The sequence below is a fragment of the Tsuneonella aeria genome (genome assembly GCF_009827495.1).
Classification (GTDB): Bacteria; Pseudomonadota; Alphaproteobacteria; order Sphingomonadales; family Sphingomonadaceae; genus Tsuneonella; species Tsuneonella aeria.
In genome coordinates, this window is the sequence record NZ_WTZA01000001.1 from 1328182 (window position 1) to 1347984 (window position 19803).

The following is a 19803-nucleotide window of genomic DNA, read 5'->3' on the forward strand; positions in this document are numbered from 1 at the left end:
CTTGGCAAGACGATACCATTTCCCTTCAACGATAGTGCGGTTCATCCCACCAGGGATAGAAATCCGGCATGTCCGCCGTGACTGTGTCCGGATAATCGGGCGCGCGCTTTTCCAGGAAGCTGGCGACACCTTCGCGCGCGTCCGCGCTGCGGCTGAGGCGGTAGATCGCCCGGCTATCGACCCGGTGGGCCATCATCGGATGCTCCGCCGCGGACAGCCGCCAGAGCATCGCCCGCGTCATCGCGACCGAGACCGCCGAAGTATTTGCGGCGATCTCCTCCGCCAGGGCCATGGCCGATCCCAGCAATTCGGCCTGCGGGTGGATGGAGCGGACGAGGCCCCGCGACAGTGCCTCCTGCGCATCGAACAGGCGCCCGGTCATGCACCATTCGAGCGCGGTCTGCATGCCGACAAGCCGGGGCAGGAACCAGCTCGATGCGGCTTCGGGCGTGATCCCCCTCCGGGCGAAGACGAAGCCGAACCGCGCGTTGTCGGCCGCCAGCCGCATGTCCATGGGAAGCTGCATCGTTGCGCCCACGCCCACCGCCACGCCGTTGCAGGCGGAAATCAGCGGCTTGGTGGCATTGAACAGCCGCAGCGTCAGCCGCCCGCCCCCGTCCCGCACCCGTTCGTCCGACAGGTCGTCCACCGTATCGGGATCGGAGAAAACATGCCCCCCACCCTCCGGCGTCAGGTCCGCTCCGGCGCAGAATGCGCGGTCACCCGCACCGGTGAACACGACGGCGCGCACCCGGTCGTCGGCGTCCGCCTCGTCCATCGCGGCGATGATTTCGGCCATCATCGTGCGGGTGAAGGCGTTCATCTTGTCCGGACGGTTGAGCGTGATCAGCGCCACCCGCCCTTCGACGGCATACCCGATCTGGTCACGACTGCTCATCCGCGCATCTCCCCGGACAACGAAAATCCGGCGCCCCTGCCCTGCCGAGAGCGGAGGGCAAAAGGGCGCCGGCGTTCAACATCGCGCCAGTCTAGCGTGACCCGGGCGCATCAGGGAAGCGGCTTAGCGCGGCGCCATGCGGATGGCCCCGTCGAGCCGCACGTCCTCGCCGTTGAAATAGCCGCATTCGATCATGGTCATGGCCAGCATCGCGTATTCTTCGGCATTGCCGAGGCGCTTGGGGAACGGGACAGAGGCGGCCAGGGCGTCCTTCACCGCCTGCGGAGCGGCGTTCATCAGCGGGGTGTTGAAGATGCCCGGCAGGATGGTGTTCACGCGGATGCCTTCGCTCATCAGGTCGCGCGCGATGGGGAGCGTCATGCCGACGACGCCGCCCTTCGATGCCGAATAGGCCGCCTGGCCGATCTGGCCGTCTTCCGCCGCCACGCTGGCGGTATTCACGATCGCGCCCCGCTCGCCGTCTTCCATTGGATCGAGGGTCAGCATCCCGGCGGCCGACTTGGCGATGCAGCGGAACGTGCCGACCAGGTTGATCTGGATAATCCAGTTGAAGGCATCGAGCGGGAAGTGCTTGATGCTGCCGTCGGTCTTGCTGCGGCTGGCGGTCTTGATCGCGTTGCCGGTGCCGGCGCAGTTCACCAGGATGCGTTCCTGGCCGTGGGCGGCGCGGGCCTTCTCGAACCCGGCGTCGACCGAGCCATCGTCGGTCACGTTGACCTCGCAGAACACACCGCCGATTTCCTTGGCGATCGCCTCGCCCTTTTCCGCCTGGAGGTCGAAAATGGCGACTTTGGCGCCCCGGGCGGCAAGCGCCCGTGCGGTGGCCGCGCCGAGGCCCGATGCGCCCCCGGTGACGACGGCTGCGGTGTTGGAATCGACTTTCATTTCATTCTCCCGAACTGGATGGACATTGCCCCGCGGCCTGCCGAAAGCATGACATGGCCGGGGGCGGAACTGGATTGTTTCAGACGGCTTCGACGATCGTCACGTTGGCGACCCCGCCCCCTTCGCACATTGTCTGGAGACCGTATCTGCCGCCGCGTGCGTGCAGCGCGTTGATCAAGGTCGCCATCAGCTTCGTGCCGCTGGCGCCCAGCGGGTGGCCGAGTGCGATGGCCCCGCCGTTGACGTTCAGCCGGTCCGGATCGGCATCGGTGTGCTTCAGCCAAGCCATCGGCACGCTCGCGAATGCTTCGTTCACTTCGTAAAGATCGATGTCGCCGATCTTCAGCCCGGCGCGGGCCAGCGCCTTGTCGGTGGCGAACAGCGGTTCTTCCAGCATGATCACCGGGTCGCCCGCGGTCACCGTCAGCGTATGGATACGGGCCCGGGGGGTGAGGCCGAGTTCCTTCAGCGCGGTTTCCGACACGATCAGCGCCGCGCTCGAACCGTCGCAAATCTGGCTGGATGTTGCGGCGGACAGCCGCCCCCCGTCCTGCAGCAGCTTGACCCCGGCGATGCCTTCGAGCGTCGCGTCGAAGCGGATGCCTTCGTCTACCGTATGCTGCGCCTCACCCTCCGGCGTGTCGATGGTGACGGGCACGATCTCGCGCGCGAAGGCGCCGCTTTCGGTCGCCCGGATCGCTTTTCGGTGGCTGTCGAACGCGAACCGGTCGAGATCGTCCTTCGAAAAACCGTGCTTCTGCGCAATCATTTCGGCGCCGCTGAACTGCGACCACATCACGCCCGGGAACTTCTCCTCCAGCCCCGGCGATTTGTAGTGACCCATGCCTTCCTTCATGTGGAAGGTGGCGTTGGTGCCCATCGGCACCCGTGTCATGCTCTCGACACCGGCGGCGATCACCGCATCCTGCGTTCCGCTCATCACCGCCTGGGCGGCGAACTGGATCGCCTGCTGGCTCGACCCGCATTGCCGGTCGATCGTCACCGCAGGCGTGGATTGCGGCAAGGTTCGGCTGGCAAGCACCGCGTTGCGCCCGACCTGCATCGCCTGTTCGCCCGCCTGGGTGACGCAGCCCATGACGACGTCGTCGATCCGCGCCGGATCGATGCCCGTGCGTTCCACCAGCGCGTCGAGCGAGGCCGCGGCGAGGTCAACCGGGTGGACCCCGGCGAGCCTGCCCCCGCGGCGGCCCCCCGCCGTGCGAACGGCATCGACGATATAGGCTGTCGGCATCCTGCAATCTCCGTAGCGATTTGCCACCGGCCTATGGAAACCTGGCCGCAGGTCAAGCCTGCGCGGCATCGCTTGCCAGGACAATCCCCAATCGCCAAAGATGCTCTGCCACCCTTTCGGCGAGGCCATGAAGAAGCTTTTCGAATTGAACCCGTCGATCGACAGGGCGGCGTGCGCAGCACGCTTTGCCGAGCGCTCTCGGGTGCAGGTGCGCGACGTGCTCACCGACGAAACCGCACGCGAAGTGGCCGATATCCTGCGCCGCGGGACGGCATGGGGCCTTGCGACGCGCGCCGGGGACGGTGCCGACAGCCCGCCGCTGGCCATTCGCGCCGCGGAGATGCGCACCCAGGCGGGGGCGGAGCGCGCCAATGCCGCCGCAATGGCCGCGCACCAGGCGTCGGCGCGCGGCGACTATGCGTTCCGCTTCGCGCATTACCCGATGGTCGACGCCCTGCAGCAGGGATGGGATTCCGACGGCCCGCACGAGCTGCTGCTGGAATACCTCAACGCGCCTGAATTCCTCGATCTTGTCCGCGCCGTTACCGGGATCGGCGAGCTTGTGAAGGCGGACGGGCAGGCAACGCTCTACGCACCGAACCATTACCTGGGACGCCATGTCGACAGCCACGTGGCCGAAGGCTGGCGGATCGCATATGTCCTGAACTTCGCGCAGGACGATTGGCACCCGGACTGGGGCGGCTACCTGCTGTTCCTCGACGAGGATGGCGATGTCGTCGAAGGCTTCCGGCCCCGGTTCAACGCGCTCAACCTGTTCGCGGTGCCGCAGCCGCACCTCGTTTCATACGTGCCGCCGTTCGCGCCGGCCGGACGGCTCGCGATCACCGGCTGGCTGCGCGACCGGTGAGCAGCCTGGTCCGCGAGCGTGCTGCGAACGCGGCTGCCGCCGGAGACTATTCCGCCGCTTTTCGCCTCCTCCATGGCGCTGCCGAAGCACAGCCTGGCGACGCGGCATTGTGGAACAGCGCCGGGAACGCCGCCATGCGTGCCGGCCTGCCGGAGGACGCCGCCCGGTGCTTCGAACGCGCCGCACAAGCCGATCCGCGATCTCTGGAGTTCGCCGTCAATCGCGCAATCGCGCTCGGGAAGCTGGGCCGCGACCGGGCGGCGATCGACGTGCTCTCGTCGCATGAAGGCGCCGGTCGCCGCGACCCGCGGTATTGCTCGGTCCGTGCGGCGCGGGCACGCGCGGTGGGCGACCTGGACCAGGCGGCGCAGTGGTACGACAGGGCGCTCGCCAGCGCACCGGCACACGCCCGCGCACGCCATGGCCGTGCACGCGTGGCTCTCGAGCGATCCGAGCCCGATGCCGCCGCCCGCTTCGACCGCGCGATCGAAAGCGCCCCGGGGGATGCGGACGCATGGCTCGGCAAGGCGCAGGCCCTCGATGCCGCGGGCCGGTTCGCGGAGGCGGCGGCGCTGGTCGATGCCCTTCTCCGCCAGGCGCCGCACTGGGCGGACGCATTGCGCCTGCGCGCCTCGATCGCGCTCGCGGTGGGCGATGCCGACGTGACCGGCGCTTATCGCTGGGCGGAATTGAGCGCGCCGGGGGAGCCGGCCATCGCACTTGCCCACTGCCACGCCCTTGCCGGGCTCGATCGTCAGGGCGAGGCGGCAGACATTGCCGCCGCCGCGCGGCGGCGCTTTCCCGCCATGGCGGTTTTCGCGGTGCTCGAGGCGCGCTTTGCGCACGAGGCGGGCGATACGGCACGGGCAGGGGCGATCTGGGACAGTCTGTCGCCGGTGGATCACGACAGCCTGCTGCTCCACGCACGCCATCTGATCCGGACGGGCGATTACGCGCGGGCCGCGCAGGCCGTCGACCAGGCGCTGGCGGGCCAGCCGTGGAGCGTATCGGCCTGGGCGCTGCGCGGCTTGCTGTGGCGGCTTGCGGGCGACCCCCGAGCGGAGTGGCTTCATGCGCAGCCCGGCCTCGTCGCAACGGTACCATTGCCCGGCGGCGGCGATCTTCTTGGCGAACTGGCGCCCGCTCTCGATGCGCTGCACGATCAGGCGGCGTTTCCGCTCAACCAGTCGCTGCGCGGCGGCACCCAGACCCGCGGCAGTCTGCTCGGACGCCACGAACCGTTGTTCGCGCGGCTGCGACAGGCGATCGTCGAAGCGCTTGAGCAATACCGCGCCGCCCTCCCGGCGGAAGACCTGGAACACCCCCTGCTTCGCCACCGCAGCCGGGCTTGGCAACTGGCAGGGTCGTGGTCCGTGCGCCTTCGCGGGGGCAGCGGCGATCGGCACATCTCCCACATTCACCCGGAAGGCATCGTCTCCTCGGCGCTTTACGTCGATCTTCCAACGGAGATTGGGGACCAGGCGCAGGACGGCTGGCTGGAAATCGGCCGCCCGCCCGGCGATCTCGGCATCGACCTGCCGCCAATCGCGGCCATCCGCCCACAGGTCGGCATGCTAGCGCTGTTCCCCAGCACGCTGTTCCACGGCACGCGGCCCTTCGGCCGGGGCACCCGGATGACGGTCGCGTTCGATGTCGCCCCCGCGACCGGCGGCGCCGCATGACGGAGGGGCCCCGGGCGAACGCCTGGCAAGCGTTCTGGCGCGATCGGCCCGCCGGCGGCCGAAACCCGGGCTGCCTGCCGCATGACGGCGGCGCACTCGCAACCTTGCAGCGCACCGCGTGGCACGGCTTCGCCGCGGCGCTGCCCGCGAACGCACGAACGCTCGATATCGGCACCGGCGACGGACGGGTGATGCACTGGATGCGCGAAGTGCGCGGAGACCTCGATTGCCAGGGCATCGACCTGTCGCCGACCCTGCCCCCCGCCCCGCCCGGCACCGTGTCGACAGGCGGCATCGCGATGGAGCACCTGCCATTTCCGGCGGCGCATTTCGATGCCGTCACCAGCCAGTTCGCGCTTGAATACGGCGATCTGCCGGTCGCGTTCGCGCAAGTCGCCCGCGTGCTCCGCCCCGGCGGATCGGTCGGCATGCTTACGCACCGGGCGGACGGCCCGCTGCTGCAGCACAACCTCGCTCGCAAAGGCGCGATTGCCTGGGCGATCGAGGCGAAGGCCTTGCCCGAGGCGGCGCGGCTGAGCCTGCGTGCGCTGCCCCCGCACGCCGGCGCGATACCATCGGCGTTCGGTGATGCGGTGGCCGAGGCGGAAGCCTCGTTCGGAAAGCAGTCGCCTGCGTTCGAGATTGCCGAAGCGATCAGGCAGGCGCTCGCCCGGACCGCCAGTGATGGGGCGGACGCCGCGCGCGGAATGATCGATAGAATCGAAGCGCTCGCCATCGGCGAAAGCGGCCGGATCGCGGCGCTGGAACAGGCGTGCCGCGCCATCGCGGACGAAGACGCCTTGCGCGAGACGCTGAGACGGGTGGGGCTGGAGCAGGTCGCGGCCCGGCCGCTGTCCGTCGCGCCTGGTGACGGATCGTTCGCGGATTTCCGCCACCTCGTCAGCCGTCGCGGGTAAACCATCCCGGGCACGCACGTCCCGGCGCCCGCTTGCGATCAATAGAAAAAGGGCGGCGTCCTTTCGAACGCCGCCCCAATTCTCAAACGCTGAAGTCGATCAGAACTTCAGGCTGGCCGAGACGAAGTAGTCGCGGCCGAGCACGTCGTACACACCCGGGTAGGTGTTCGCCTGCTCCTGGTTGTCGCCGATCACCTGCGGCTTCTTGTCGAAGATGTTGTTCACACCCATCGACAGGCTGAGCTGTTCCGTGATGTCGAAGCCAAGGGCGAGGTCGAAGACGTTGTATGCCTTCAGCTCCTCGACGACGTAGTCCGTCGAGTCATCGTCGTCACGCACCTTGCCCAGGTGACGCCAGCGGATGCTGGTGGTCAGCGGACCGTCGATCCAGCTCAGGCGGCTGCTCCACTTCCACTTCGGCTGCGGGTTGCCGCAGACGAGCTGGCCGAAGCGACCGGCGCATTCGTCGAACGCATCCAGATCCTGCACCGCGTAGAACTTGAAGGTGTCGGTGTAGGTGCCGAGGAAGAAGAAGTTCAGCTTCGACGATTCATCGAACAGACCCATGTTCAGCGGCAGGCTGTAATCGACCTGGAAGTCGACACCCGCCGTTTCGACCTTCGCCACGTTGGCGTTGCCGATGAGGGGCAGGAAGCCGCTGTCGCCGATCTGGCCGTTGGCCGGGTTACGACCCGTCGCAAAGGCCTGGCAGTAGGCGCTGTTGATGTCCTGAATGACGTTGTAGCACAGGTTCAGCGCGCCGTTCAGACCACCACCCAGGGTCGAGATGTAGTTCTCGACCTTGATGTTGAAGTAGTCGACCGCGATGTTGAGGCGCGGGATGAACGACGGACGGAAGACCACACCGGCGGTGTAGGTGTCGGAGGTTTCTTCCTCGAGGTCCGGGTTGCCGCCGAACAGACCCTGGATCTGGGTTGCAGGCTGCAGGCCCGCGGTGCCCACGAGACCGGCGGGAACGCCCGTCTGGATGCAGAGGTCACGCACGGTGGCGTCGGTCGCCGCCGAAGCGAGCGCGCACGGATCGGTCGCCCCCGGGAAGCCGTTCGACTGGCCGCCGAACAGTTCGCCCACGTTGGGTGCGCGCACCGCACGCTGGTACTGGCCACGGAAGGTGAGGTCCGCGAACGGAGCCCATTCGGCGCCGCCAGCATAGGTCCAGGTGCCACCTACCGCTTCGAGCGAGTAGTCGGAGTAACGGGCCGCGCCGTTGAGCTCCAGGCGGTGGAAGAACGGACGATCGGCGATCAGCGGAACGCGAACTTCGCCGAACACTTCCTTCACGCTGTAGCTGCCCGCGGTCGGATCGCCGGCGTTGAAGCCGACCACGTCACCCGACGACAGCGCCGTGTCCGGGATGAACTCTGCGCCGACCTTGCGGTATTCGGCGCCGATCGCGAGACCGATGGCATCGCCGCCCCAGCCGAAGCTGCCGAGCGTGCCCGAAAGCGAGGCCGAAGCGACCTGCAGCGTCGAGACTTCGCCGTTCTGGGCGAGGATCGAGATGCCATCGACGTCTGCCTGGCTGAGCGTGCCGGCGCCGAACACGTTGATGTCGCCGTTCTCGACAGCCCGGCGGTAAGCCGACTGCGAGATGTTGCCGGACTGGATCTGCGCGTTCCGGGTACGGGCGTAGCTGTAGTACGCTTCGTAGTTCCAGTTCGCGAAGGCCGGGCCGCGGACACCGGCGAGGACGCGGAATGCGTTACGCTCGTCGAGCGCGTTGCGGGCGCCGGTTTCGAGGATGCGGCGGCTGATGCCGAGCTGCACGATACCGGGGTCCTGGGCGTTGAGGCCACCGGCCTGCGGGCCGAACAGCGGGGCAAGGCCGGCTGCGGCGCGCGCCGCGTTGATCGCCGTTTCGTTGGCGTCGATCTGCTGCAGGGCAGCGAAATCAGCGGCCGAGAGATACGGCTGCACCGCGGCGAGGTTCACGTTGAACGTGCCGCCGACCGGGGTCGCGGCCAGTTCGTTGGCCACGCGGTTGTTGACGAAGGTCGCTTCGACAAACGCGGTGACCGCGTCGGAGATCTCGTAGTGACCGTAGCCGCCGATCGTGTAGCGCTCCTGCGGAACCTGCAGGTAGTTCGCCGGGGCGTAGTTGTAGTAGTCGCCGGGAACGTCGAAGACATCCGACACGCCGGGCGAGCCGAAGTTGGCGCCGAACGCGGTGGCGTAGTTGCCGACGCCGCGAACCAGCGTGGGGGCCTGCAGCGGACCGGTGCCATCGGGATCGACCCCGACGACCGCGGTCGGGGCGACCGAGACACGGCCCTGCGGGGTCGTCGGCGAACCACCGGGCGAAAGCACGTCGCCATCGTCGCCCAGCGCGAAGCGCGAGAAATCGCGGGCGCCCTGGAACACGGCCTTGCGGTTGTAGTATTCGGCGAAGGCGGTCACGTTACCGCGGCCGTCAGACGTGTTGGCGCCGACAGCGAGGTAGCCCTGGTAGCGCGCACCGTCACCGCGATCGGTGATCGAGTACTGGCCGCCGGCTTCCACGCCGCTGAGGTCCTGCTTCAGGCGGAAGTTGACGACGCCCGAAAGCGCGTCCGAACCGTACACGGCCGAAGCACCGCCGGTCACCACGTCGACGCTGTCGAGCAGGAACTGCGGGATCGTGTTGAGGTCGACGACCTGCGAGGTGTCGTACGAAACCCAGCGGCGGCCGTTGACCAGCACCAGGGTGCGGGCCGCGCCGATGCCGCGCAGGTTCAGGGTGGCGACGCCGCCGCCCGGGTTGTTCGAGAACGAGGTCGCGCCCGGCACGACCTGCGGCAGGGTGTTGATCACCTGCTCCACGTTCACGGCGCCGGAGAGCTTGAACTCTTCGTCCTGGACCGTGGCGAGCGGGCTGGTCGAGGTCAGGTCGCGGCGCTGAATGCGCGAGCCGGTGACGACGATCGCTTCACCGCCGGTACCGGCGTCCGCATCGATGTCGGTGCCGACCGGGTTTTCCTGCGGCTGGCTGTCGGACTGGGCGTGCGCCGGGGTCGCGATCACGAGCGAAGCCATGATCGTGCCGGCGAGCAGCGCAGCCTTGTTGTAACGGTTGGACATTCAATTCCCCTCATGTCTTGGCGACGTGTCCTGGCGCCAATGGAAAATGCGTCATCGGGACTTCCCCCGACTGTCGGCGCCCTTAGGCCAGCGCCGCTTAGCTCCGCAACGCACTACGCATGGGGCGCGCGCACTATGAGCAGAACTGTGGCAAAGCGGTGACAGTTGGAAACATGTCCGTTTCTGTGCCAATTGAGCCGCGAACGCGCCCATCCCCGCCCTTTTTCCAGAGGTCAGCCAGATGACGAGACTGCCCCTTGCCGCCGCGCCCGTGATGGCGATGGCGTTGCTTGCATCCTCTGCGTCCGCGCAAGACGCCGGCGCTTCGACCGATCACCTCGCCGCGCTTCGTGCCTGCCAGGGCCAGCAGGACCCTGCCGCGCGCCTCGCCTGCTACGACGCCGCGGTGCCGGTCGTCGTCGCGGCGACCGACAAGGGCGAGCTGCGCATCGTGGACCAGGCGGAGATCAAGCGCACCCGGCGCGGCCTGTTCGGGTTCGCCCTGCCGGACCTCGGCATTTTCGGCGGCGACGACGATGCGCCCGACATGGAAATGCTGGAGACGACCATCACCGGCGTGCGCTACACGCAGAGCGATACCTTCCTGTTCAAGACGAAGGAAGGTGCGACCTGGCAGGTCGCGAACGCGCCCGCCCGCCTTGCCGAGGCAAAGGCCGGCGACACCGTGGTGCTGAAGAAGGCCTCGCTCGGCAGCTACTTCATCCGCATCAACGGGCAGATCGGCGTGAAGGGCAAGCGCGTCAGCTGATCGGTCGCCGCACCGGACGTTTCCCTGTCTTGTCAACGCGGTAGCGCTGAGTCCGCACGCGAGGCGCCAATATGTGGCCAGAGTGTCACACTGGCGGGCGATTGCGCTACAATTCTGTGAAAGCGGTTGCCCGCCCGCGGCCGTTAGCTTCAATTGCCCCGGTCTGGCAGTAGCCGGTCGTGCGATTCATCGCGCCCGGGGCTGACAACGTCACGTACTATCACGGCCAATCCGGCCAACGGTTCAAGGGGACTACAACCGTGAAATTCCTATCCAAGGCCGCATTGCGCGGTTCAACCTCGGTTTGCGCCGCCGTACTGGCCGCAGGCTTCTTCGCCGCTCCGGCATTTGCGCAGGACTCGGCCGCGGCCAGCCCGCCCGACTGCCCGGACCAGAACTCGGACGGCATCTGCGATCCGGAGAGCACGATCTCCAGCGCTGACGGCAGCGACACGGCCGGCGCGATCGTCGTCACCGGCTCGCGCATCCGCCGCGACGAATACTCCACCGTCGAGCCGATCACCGTCGTGACCGCCGACGAGATCACCCAGGCCGGCTTCAACAGCGCGACCGATGCTTTGCAGAGCACCGAAGTGACCGCCGGCGCGGGCCAGATCAACAACTACTACAGCGGCTTCGTCGTCGACGGCGGCACCGGCGCCAACACGCTCGGCCTGCGCGGCCTCGGCCCGGCCCGTACGCTGATCCTGCTGAACGGTCGCCGCCTGGCGCCCGCCGGTACTCGCGGCGCGGTTCTCTCGGCTGACCTCAACGTCCTGCCGACCGCCATCATCGAGCGCATCGAGATCCTGAAGGCCGGCGCCTCGTCGATTTACGGTTCGGACGCGATCGCAGGCGTCGTCAACATCATCACCGACCAGAAGCTGCGGGGCCTCAGCCTCCAGGCGCAAGTCAACGTGCCGGAAGTGGGCGCGGGTATCGACCGCCGCATCGCCGCCACCTTCGGTGTGGACGCCGGCCGGTTCAACCTCATCGGCTCGCTCGAATATCGCAAGCGCGACGGCCTCCGCCTGAACGACGTCGATTTCACGTCGTGCCCGATCCCGGGTTACCTCGATGGCGAGGGCAGCGAATTCGGTTCGGCCGACCCGTACCCGATCGGTGACCCCCGCAACTGCTTCACGCTCGACAACGGCGGCGTGACGATCAACACCCTCGGCGTGCCGACGCGCGACGGTATCGGCCGTACGTCGGGTCTCCCCGGCCGGTTCAACCGCTTCGTTCCCGTCGCGGGCAATGCCGGCGGTGCGACCCCCGGCTTCCTCGGCGTCGGCACCTACGATCGCGATTCGTTCGACCCGGCGAGCCAGCAGGAATTCCTGATCAGCCCGGTCAAGACCTACACCGGCTTCCTGTCGGCCACGTACGACCTGCAGGCGCTCGGCAATGCCGAGATCTACGGCGAAGTGCTTGCCACCCGTCGTAAGTCGTCGGCTCCGCTGTATCGCCAGCTTTCGCTCGACTATCTGCGCGGCAGCCCGCTGCTTCCGGCGATCTTCCGCAACGGCGCGTTCCTCGCTCCGAACGAAACCTCGAGCGGCCAGATCATCGCCGCGCGTGCGTTTGTCGGCTTCGGCCTGACCGACTCGAGCCAGAAGGTCGATTACGTTCGGGCCGGCGGCGGCATCCGGGGCGACTTCGCGTTCCCCGGCTGGCGCTACGACGTCTACGTCGGCAAGTCGTGGACCGACGGCGAGAACAACATCCAGTCGTTCCTGACCGATCGCCTCGCGACTTCGCTGAACGTCGTCCAGAACGCGAACGGGACCTTCAGCTGTGCGGCCGCCGCGTCGATCGCCAGCTGCGTTCCGGCGCCGGTCCTCAACGCTGACACGATCGGCGGACGTCTGCCGCAGGCGTTCAAGGACTACATCCTTGCCGACACGCAGAGCACCAACCAGTTCCGCGAAACCACGGCAATCGCCTCGGTCGACGGCCCGCTGTTCACGCTGCCCGGTGGCGAAGCCCAGCTCGCGCTGGGTCTCGAGTACCGCAAGCAGAAGATCAACGACACGCCGGACATCAACGCGATCAACGGCAACCTGTACGGTCTCACGACCTCGCAGCCGACCCGCGGCACCGACAGCGTCAAGGAAGCGTTCGCCGAACTCTACCTGCCGCTTCTGGGCGATCGTCCGTTCTTCCAGAACCTGAGCCTTAACGCTTCGGGTCGCTACACCGACTACGATTCGTACGGCAGCGACTTCACGTACAAGGTCGCGGGCGAATGGGAACTGTTCCGTGGCTTCGGCTTCCGCGCCAGCTACGGCACCTCGTACCGCGCACCGGCGCTGGCCGAGCAGTTCCTGGGTGCGACCAGCGGGTTCCTGGGCGCGGGTACCGACCCGTGCGACGCGGACAACTTCCCGCGGGCGAACGGCAACCCGAACCCGGGTGCCTACTCGCCCAACCAGCAGATTCGTGCCGCTAACTGCGCCGCGATCGGCCTGGATGTCGCCACGTTCCAGCAGAACAGCAGCATCACCACCTTCAGCCTCGGCGGCGCATCGTTCGGTCTCGAAGCCGAAACGTCGCGCAACTGGTCGGTCGGTGTCGTGGCGCAGCCGCCGCTGCCTTCGTCGATCGGTAGCCTGAGCCTGGCGCTCGACTACTTCGACATCAAGGTGGACAACGGTGTGTCGCAGCTGGGTGCGGGTAACATCCTCAGCCGCTGCTACGGTGACACCGCGTTCGATCCGAACGAAGGGTTCTGCCGCCTGCAGACGCGTGATGCGAACAACCGCCTCACCGTCAACAACGGCTACGTGAACCTGTCGACGGACATCGTGAAGGGCTACGAGTTCAACGGCCGCTTCGCGACGGACCTGCTGTTCGACAACCGCCTGACGCTGAATGCCAGCGTCACGCACTACACCGAACAGTCGAGCCGCCTGTTCCCGGACGAGTTCCTGACCGACGCCAACGGCACCTACGTGACGCCGGACTGGACGGGTAGCTTCGACGCGACCTACAAGGTCGGCCGGGCGCTGCTCCGCTACGGTCTGTCCTGGATCGACGGAAGCTCGGGCACGTACGACTACTTCGCGTACGACGAGACGACCGGGACGGTGGACGAGGCCTTGGCCCAGCTCTATCGCGACAACTACCTGCTCGAGGTGCCGGATTACTTCCTGCACAGCGCGTCGGTTCAGTTCGACGTGAACGACAAGTTCGAGTTCACCTTCGGTGTCCGCAACATGTTCGACAAGAAGCCGCCGCGGATTTCCGCCGCGGTGACCACGATCGGCAATGCGCCGCTCTCGTCGAACTTCGATTATGCGGGTCGTACGTTCTTCGCGAACGCGACGGTCGGGTTCTGAGACCCACATCGCAGACCCAAAAAGAAAGGGCCCCGGGAAACCGGGGCCCTTTTTTGTTTCGCGATCGGAAAGGTATCAGGCGACCGCCATCGTCAGCTCGCCGTCGCCCTCGTCCACCTGCACCGTGCTGCCGTCGGGCACTTCGCCGGAGAGGATCATCTCCGCCAGCGGGTCCTGCACGTAGCGCTGCACCGCGCGCTTCAGCGGCCGTGCGCCATAGACCGGGTCGTAGCCCACCCGCCCCAACCAGCGACGCGCCGCATCGGTTAGGTCGAGCGCGATCTTGCGATCCTTGAGCAGCTTCTGCACCCGGCCGACCTGGATATCGACGATGGGGGCCATGTGCTCCTGCGCCAGGCGGTGGAACAGGATGATCTCGTCGAGCCGGTTCAGGAACTCCGGGCGGAAGTGCGCGCGCACCACGTCCATCACCTGCGGCTCCACGCTCTCGACGTCCTGCCCGTCCTCCAGCTGCGCCAGGTACTGGCTGCCGAGATTTGAGGTGAGGATGATCAGCGTGTTCGAGAAATCGACCACGCGGCCCTGCCCGTCGGTCAGCCGCCCGTCGTCGAGCACCTGCAGCAGGATATTGAACACGTCTGCGTGTGCCTTCTCGACCTCGTCGAACAGCACGACCTGGTACGGCCGCCGCCGCACCGCTTCGGTAAGCACGCCGCCTTCGTCGTAGCCGACGTAACCCGGGGGCGCACCGATCAGCCGGCTGACCGCGTGCTTTTCCATGAACTCGCTCATGTCGATGCGCACCATCGCGGCATCGTCATCGAACAGGAATCCGGCGAGTGCCTTCGTAAGCTCGGTCTTGCCGACGCCGGTGGGGCCGAGGAACAGGAAGCTGCCGAGCGGCCGCCCCGGGTCCTGCAGCCCGGCACGGGCGCGGCGGACCGCCTTGCTCACCGCTTCCACCGCCTTGGCCTGCCCGATCACCCGGGCGCCCAGCGCGCTTTCCATGTTGAGCAGCTTGTCGCGCTCGCCTTCGAGCATCTTGTCGACGGGCACGCCGGTCCAGCGGCTGACCACGCTGGCGATGTCGTCGGCAGTCACTTCCTCGCGCAGGAGGGCGTTTTCCGCCTGTCCCTGCGCAGCGGCCAGTTGCTTTTCCAGTTCCGGAATGCGGCCGTAGGACAGCTCTCCCGCCCTGGCGAGATCGCCTTCGCGCTGCGCCTGTTCCAGTTCGATCCGCGCGGCGTCGAGCGCTTCCTTGATCTTGCCTTCCGCGGCGATCTTGTCGCGCTCGTTCTGCCACCGGGTGGTAAGCTCGCTGGACTGTTGCTCCAGATTGCCAAGCTCTTCGCGCAGGGCGGCGAGCCGGTCCTTGGATGCCTGGTCCGTCTCGCGGCCGAGGGCCATTTCCTCGATCTTGAGCTGGATGATCCGCCGGTCGAGGTTCTCGATCTCTTCGGGCTTGCTCTCCACCTCCATGCGGATCCGGCTGGCCGCCTCGTCCATCAGGTCGATCGCCTTGTCGGGCAGGAAGCGGTCGGCGATATATCGATGGCTGAGCGTGGCGGCGGCGACGATCGCCGCGTCGGTGATACGCACCCCGTGATGCAGCTCGTAGCGGTCCTTTAGGCCGCGCAGGATCGATATCGTGTCCTCCACGGTGGGTTCGCCGACGAAGACCGGCTGGAAACGGCGCTGGAGGGCCGCGTCCTTCTCGACGTATTTCTGGTATTCGTCGAGCGTCGTCGCCCCGATGCAGTGGAGTTCGCCACGGGCTAGCGCCGGCTTCAGGAGGTTGCCGGCGTCCATCGATCCTTCCGATGCGCCGGCGCCGATCAGCGTGTGCATTTCATCGATGAACAGGATGATGTCGCCTTCCGCGCCCTTCACCTCGTCCAGCACGGCCTTGAGCCGCTCTTCGAACTCGCCGCGGTACTTCGCGCCCGCGATGAGGCTGCCCATGTCGAGCGCCATCAACTTGCGATCCTTCAGGCTGTCAGGCACGTCGCCGTTGGCGATGCGCAGCGCCAGCCCTTCGGCGATCGCCGTCTTGCCGACGCCGGGTTCGCCGATCAGCACCGGGTTGTTCTTCGTGCGCCGGGCGAGGATCTGGACGGTGCGGCGGATTTCTTCGTCCCGGCCGATCACCGGATCGAGCTTGCCGCTCTTGGCGACTTCGGTGAGATCGCGCGCATATTTGCTCAGCGCGTCGTAGCTCTCCTCCGCGCTGGCGCTGTGCGCATGGCGGCCGCCGCGCAAGTCGGTGATCGCCGTTTCAAGGGACTGCGCGGTGAGCCCGGCCGCTTTCAGCGCCTGGCCCGTCGCGGTGGTGCTGGCGAGCACGAGGGCGAGCAATATGCGCTCCACGGTGACATAGCTGTCGCCGCTCTTGCTGGCGAGCTGTTCCGCCTGGTCGAGGACCCGGACAGCATCGTTGTCGAGGCCGGGCGTCTGCTGCGCGCCGCCGCCGCTGACAGCAGCGATCTTGGCCAGCGCGGCGTCGATCCCCTGCACCGCGACCGCCGGATTACCGCCGGCGCGCGTGATGAGGCCGGCCGCCATGCCTTCGCTGTCCTCCAGTAGGGCCTTGGCGAGATGTTCAGGCGTGATCCGCTGGTGGTTCATGCGGATGGCGACGGTCTGGGCGCTCTGGATGAAGCCCTTGGCGCGGTCGGTAAATTTTTCGAGATTCATGATAGCCCCTCGTGATTGCCAGCAAGAGATAGCGTTGCGGAAATGCAACACAAGGGTATCACGGGGGGAAATCCGCAAAGGGCACCATCGGGGCGACAAAACGCCGGGTCACTGGCACGGTGACGCGGCCTAGACGCCGGACCATCCCGCGCTAAAGCCGCCCCATGGCGAACGTCACCCCGGATGGCAGCACGCTGCAGTTCCTCCACCGGCTCGACGCCGTACAGGGCGACCAGTTGTTTGTCGAAACAACGCGCGATGACCTGGGCCGGGCAACGTTTCTCGATGGGCGCGAGCGGTTCTGGGGCGGGGAGACGGTACGGCAACTGACCCTTGGCGAACGCGCCGAGACCGGGACCCGGCGCTTCATATTTCATGTCGGCTTTTGCGGATCGACCCTGCTCGCGAGGTTGTTGGGCCGTTCGACAATGTCCCTTGTCCTGAAAGAGCCGCAGGCGCTGACAGACCTCGCCAGCCAGCGCGCCGCAATCGTCGCGGGCCAGGCGGTGACCGGAATGGACGCGTTGCTCGATCACGCGCTCTCCTGCCTTTCCCGCGCAGGAACCGATGATGCACCGGTCGTCATCAAGCCAAGCAACTGGGCGAATATCGCCCTGCGCGAGATTTGCACACCCGGGCGCGAGGTTCGCGGGGTGTTCGTCTCGATGGAGCGGCGGGCGTTTGTCGCTGCGGTGTTTCGCGGGGGACGGGACCGGATCGCTTTCTGCGCCCGGCTCTGCGCCCAGATCTCCGCAACCGATGCCCGGTGGCAGCGCGCGCTGGGCAAGGCATTGGCGGCAAGCGGCGATCCTCTCGACCAGTCGGCGCACATCGCGGCTCTCCTCCACGCAATGCAGGAACGGCTGTTCACGGAGGCAATGGGGCGCGTCGAGGGTATGAGGATGGACTTCGCCGACATCGTCGCGCGCCCCGCCGACACCGCCGATCGCGCGGCGGCCCATCTCGGGCTCGACCGGCTGCCCGCGCCTGCCGCAGAAGCGGACGATCTGTTGCGCCAGCATGCCAAGGACAGCAGCCGCGCGTTTTCGGCGGCGGAGCGGCTGTCCGCGGACGCGGAGATCGAGCGGCTGCACGGCATGCGTTTCGATGCGGCGCTGGACTGGTTGGACACGCATCAGCCGATATAGGCGCACCGCAAGCGCCGAAATCTTTTTGCGTTTCGTTTCAGGCCTTTCGATATCACGATTGCAACCGGTCGACGCCCCGCTATGGCAAGGACGGGAGAGCGGACATGCGCAAGTGGGGCATCCGGACAGGATTGGCGGTTCTGGCGCTTGCCGCAATTGCCGCGATCGGGCTGATGACATGGGAACCGTTCGCGGCCAGCCCTGCCCCGGCCCCGCCCGCCCGTGCCTACAGCGCAGAGATCGTGCGCGACGAATGGGGCGTGCCGCATATCTACGGCCGCACCGACGCCGACGTCGCTTACGGGGTGGCGCAGGCCCACGCGGAGGATGACTTCTTCACCCTGCAGGATGTCATCGCGATGACCCGCGGCCGCTATGGCGCGATCCGGGGCGAGGAAGGCGCGATGTTCGATTACGTGCTCGCCCTGCTGGACGCGCGCGGCACGGTCGATCGTCACTACGACAGGTTGGCGCCGCGCACCCGCGCCCTGCTCGATGGGTACGCCACCGGGCTCAACGATTACGCCGCGGCCCATCCGGGCGAGGTGAAACTTGGCAACTTGTTCCCGGTAAACGGGCGCGACGTCGCGGCAGGATTCGCCCTGCGCAGCCCGTTCTTCTTCGGCCTCAACAACACGATCGCGCCGCTTGCCGGGGGCGAGACGCTGCTGCCCGACCCGGGCCCCACGCTTCGCGGGCCCCTGCCCGACCGGGAGGCGGCGGAGCACGCCGGATCCAACGCCTTCGCCATCGCGCCCGCCCGATCAGGCGACGGCGTGACGCGCCTCGTCTCCAACAGCCACCAGCCGCTCGAAGGCGGGGTGGCGTGGTACGAACTGGTCGTCGAAAGCGGGGAAGGCTGGCACTTTGCCGGCGCAACCTTCCCCGGCAGCCCGTTCCCGTTCCTCGGCCACAACCGCGATCTTGGCTGGACCAACACGGTGAACCAGCCGGACATGGTGGACGTGTACAAACTGGTGCTGGACGACAGCGGCACGCGCTATCGCATGGATGGCAAGTGGTTGCCGCTCCAGCGCCGCACCGTGCGCCTGCCGGTGCGGTTCGGCCCGTTCGTAGTGCCGGTCCCGCGTGAGGTTCTGCGCACCGTCCACGGTCCAGCCATACGCAACGAGAGCGGCGTGTACGCCTTTCGCTATGGCGGGATGGACACGATCGACCAGCTCGACGCCTACTACGCGCTCAACAAGGCGAAGACCTTTGCCGAATGGCAGGGCATCCTCGCCCGCCAGGCAATTCCCGGGACGAACTTCATCTACGCCGACAAGAGCGGGACGATCGCCTACTGGTACAACGCGGCGATCCCGCAACGGCATCGCGGGCCGGACTGGCGCGGCGTGCTGCCGGGCGACCGCAGCGACCTCATCTGGCAGTCGCTGGTGCCGTATGACAGCCTGCCGCACTACGTGAATCCTGCATCGGGCTATCTGTTCAATGCCAACAACACGCCCTTCGTGGCGGCGGGGCCAGGAAGCGACCTTTCGCCCGAAAGCGTGGCGCCGGAAATGGGTGTCGAACTCAAGATGACCAACCGGGCCTATCGCGCCGCCAGGCTGCTGGCGGAAACGCCCCGCATCAGCCGGGCGGAGCTAGAGCGGATCAAGTACGATACCGGCTGGGAACGCACCGGGTATGTCAAGCAGGTGCTCGACGGCATCGCCGCGCTCGACACGCGCGGGGATGCCAGGCTGGGCCAGGCGCAACGGATCATGGCCGGCTGGGACATGACGAGCGACGGCGCGGGGCGGGCCGATGCGCTGGCGCTGCTGGTCATGCGCACGGCGATGAGCGACGCCTACAACGGGCGACCGCTGAAGCCCGTGCGCACAATGCTGGCAGACGCCGCCGCGCACCTGACCAGGCATTTCGGCCGGCTCGACCCCCCGATGCAGAGCGTGCTGCGCCTGCGCCAGGGGCCGGGTCCGCACGCGATAGACCTGCCGCTCGACGGTGGCAGCGACACCTTGCGTGCGTCCACCCTGTGGGATGTCGACAGCGACGGTCGCCTGGCGGTGAAGCATGGCGACAGCTTCCTGATGTTCGTCGAATGGGCGCCGGGCAAGCCGGTCGCCAGCCAGTCGATCCAGCCCTTCGGCGCCGCGACCACCCGGCCCGGCAGCGTCCACTACACCGATCAGGCCGCGCTGTTCGTGCAGCACAAGCTGAAACCGGTCCATTTCACGCGCGCTGATGCGCTGGCGAATGCGGTTAGTCGAAAAGTGGTGACGCACCGCCCGCACGCGCCATAATCCTGCCGTCAAACCGTTCGCT

Annotated in this window: 12 protein-coding genes; 7 read left to right on the top strand and 5 right to left on the bottom strand. The window is 67.2% G+C overall.

Annotated features, from left to right (window positions below):
• Window positions 1-25 precede the first annotated feature (25 nt).
• From GRI40_RS06645 to GRI40_RS06655, 3 genes are all read right to left on the bottom strand, one after another.
• Window positions 26-898 carry a crotonase/enoyl-CoA hydratase family protein gene (locus tag GRI40_RS06645; protein ID WP_160610607.1) on the bottom strand — a complete coding sequence of 291 codons (873 nt, stop codon included), beginning with the start codon at window positions 896-898 and terminating at the stop codon, window positions 26-28.
• A gap of 123 nt (window positions 899-1021) precedes the next feature.
• Window positions 1022-1804 carry an SDR family NAD(P)-dependent oxidoreductase gene (locus GRI40_RS06650; RefSeq protein WP_160610608.1) on the bottom strand — a complete coding sequence of 261 codons (783 nt, stop codon included), beginning with the start codon at window positions 1802-1804 and terminating at the stop codon, window positions 1022-1024.
• A 79-nt stretch (window positions 1805-1883) separates the two neighbouring features.
• On the bottom strand, window positions 1884-3056 hold the full coding sequence (locus GRI40_RS06655; RefSeq protein ID WP_160610609.1) for an acetyl-CoA C-acetyltransferase: 1173 nt from the start codon (window positions 3054-3056) through the stop codon (window positions 1884-1886).
• A gap of 127 nt (window positions 3057-3183) precedes the next feature.
• On the opposite strand from GRI40_RS06655, the gene GRI40_RS06660 reads away from it, so the two are divergent.
• From GRI40_RS06660 to GRI40_RS06670, 3 genes are read left to right on the top strand one after another with little or no spacing between them, the layout of a single operon-like run.
• The gene (locus tag GRI40_RS06660; protein ID WP_160610610.1) at window positions 3184-3924 is read left to right on the top strand and encodes a 2OG-Fe(II) oxygenase; all 741 of its coding nucleotides are present in this window, start codon (window positions 3184-3186) and stop codon (window positions 3922-3924) included.
• Window positions 3921-5606, top strand: coding sequence for a tetratricopeptide repeat protein (locus tag GRI40_RS06665; RefSeq protein ID WP_160610611.1), 1686 nt, complete (start codon window positions 3921-3923; stop codon window positions 5604-5606). Before GRI40_RS06660 ends, GRI40_RS06665 begins: the two co-directional genes overlap by 4 nt.
• A complete protein-coding gene (locus GRI40_RS06670) occupies window positions 5603-6523 on the top strand; it encodes a class I SAM-dependent methyltransferase (RefSeq protein ID WP_160610612.1) in 921 nt (306 codons plus the stop codon). The genes GRI40_RS06665 and GRI40_RS06670 overlap by 4 nt, the downstream gene beginning before the upstream one ends.
• 99 nt (window positions 6524-6622) lie before the next feature.
• On the opposite strand, the gene GRI40_RS06675 is transcribed toward GRI40_RS06670, so the two are convergent.
• Window positions 6623-9601: a TonB-dependent receptor domain-containing protein gene (locus GRI40_RS06675; RefSeq protein WP_160610613.1), complete on the bottom strand. Its 2979-nt coding sequence runs from the start codon at window positions 9599-9601 to the stop codon at window positions 6623-6625.
• A 241-nt stretch (window positions 9602-9842) separates the two neighbouring features.
• Between GRI40_RS06675 and GRI40_RS06680 the strand changes: the two genes are divergently transcribed.
• Together GRI40_RS06680 and GRI40_RS06685 are read left to right on the top strand one after the other, a co-directional pair.
• Window positions 9843-10370: a hypothetical protein gene (locus GRI40_RS06680; protein ID WP_160610614.1), complete on the top strand. Its 528-nt coding sequence runs from the start codon at window positions 9843-9845 to the stop codon at window positions 10368-10370.
• A gap of 260 nt (window positions 10371-10630) precedes the next feature.
• Window positions 10631-13711: a TonB-dependent receptor plug domain-containing protein gene (locus GRI40_RS06685; RefSeq protein ID WP_337190512.1), complete on the top strand. Its 3081-nt coding sequence runs from the start codon at window positions 10631-10633 to the stop codon at window positions 13709-13711.
• A 75-nt stretch (window positions 13712-13786) separates the two neighbouring features.
• On the opposite strand, the gene clpB is transcribed toward GRI40_RS06685, so the two are convergent.
• Window positions 13787-16366, bottom strand: coding sequence for an ATP-dependent chaperone ClpB (gene clpB, locus GRI40_RS06690; protein WP_160610615.1), 2580 nt, complete (start codon window positions 16364-16366; stop codon window positions 13787-13789).
• A 164-nt stretch (window positions 16367-16530) separates the two neighbouring features.
• On the opposite strand from clpB, the gene GRI40_RS06695 reads away from it, so the two are divergent.
• On the top strand, window positions 16531-17514 hold the full coding sequence (locus GRI40_RS06695; protein ID WP_160610616.1) for a hypothetical protein: 984 nt from the start codon (window positions 16531-16533) through the stop codon (window positions 17512-17514).
• Window positions 17515-17618: 104 nt separating this feature from the next.
• Window positions 17619-19781 (top strand): acylase, encoded by a 2163-nt coding sequence (locus GRI40_RS06700; protein WP_160610617.1) that lies wholly within the window; start codon window positions 17619-17621, stop codon window positions 19779-19781.
• Window positions 19782-19803 lie beyond the last annotated feature (22 nt).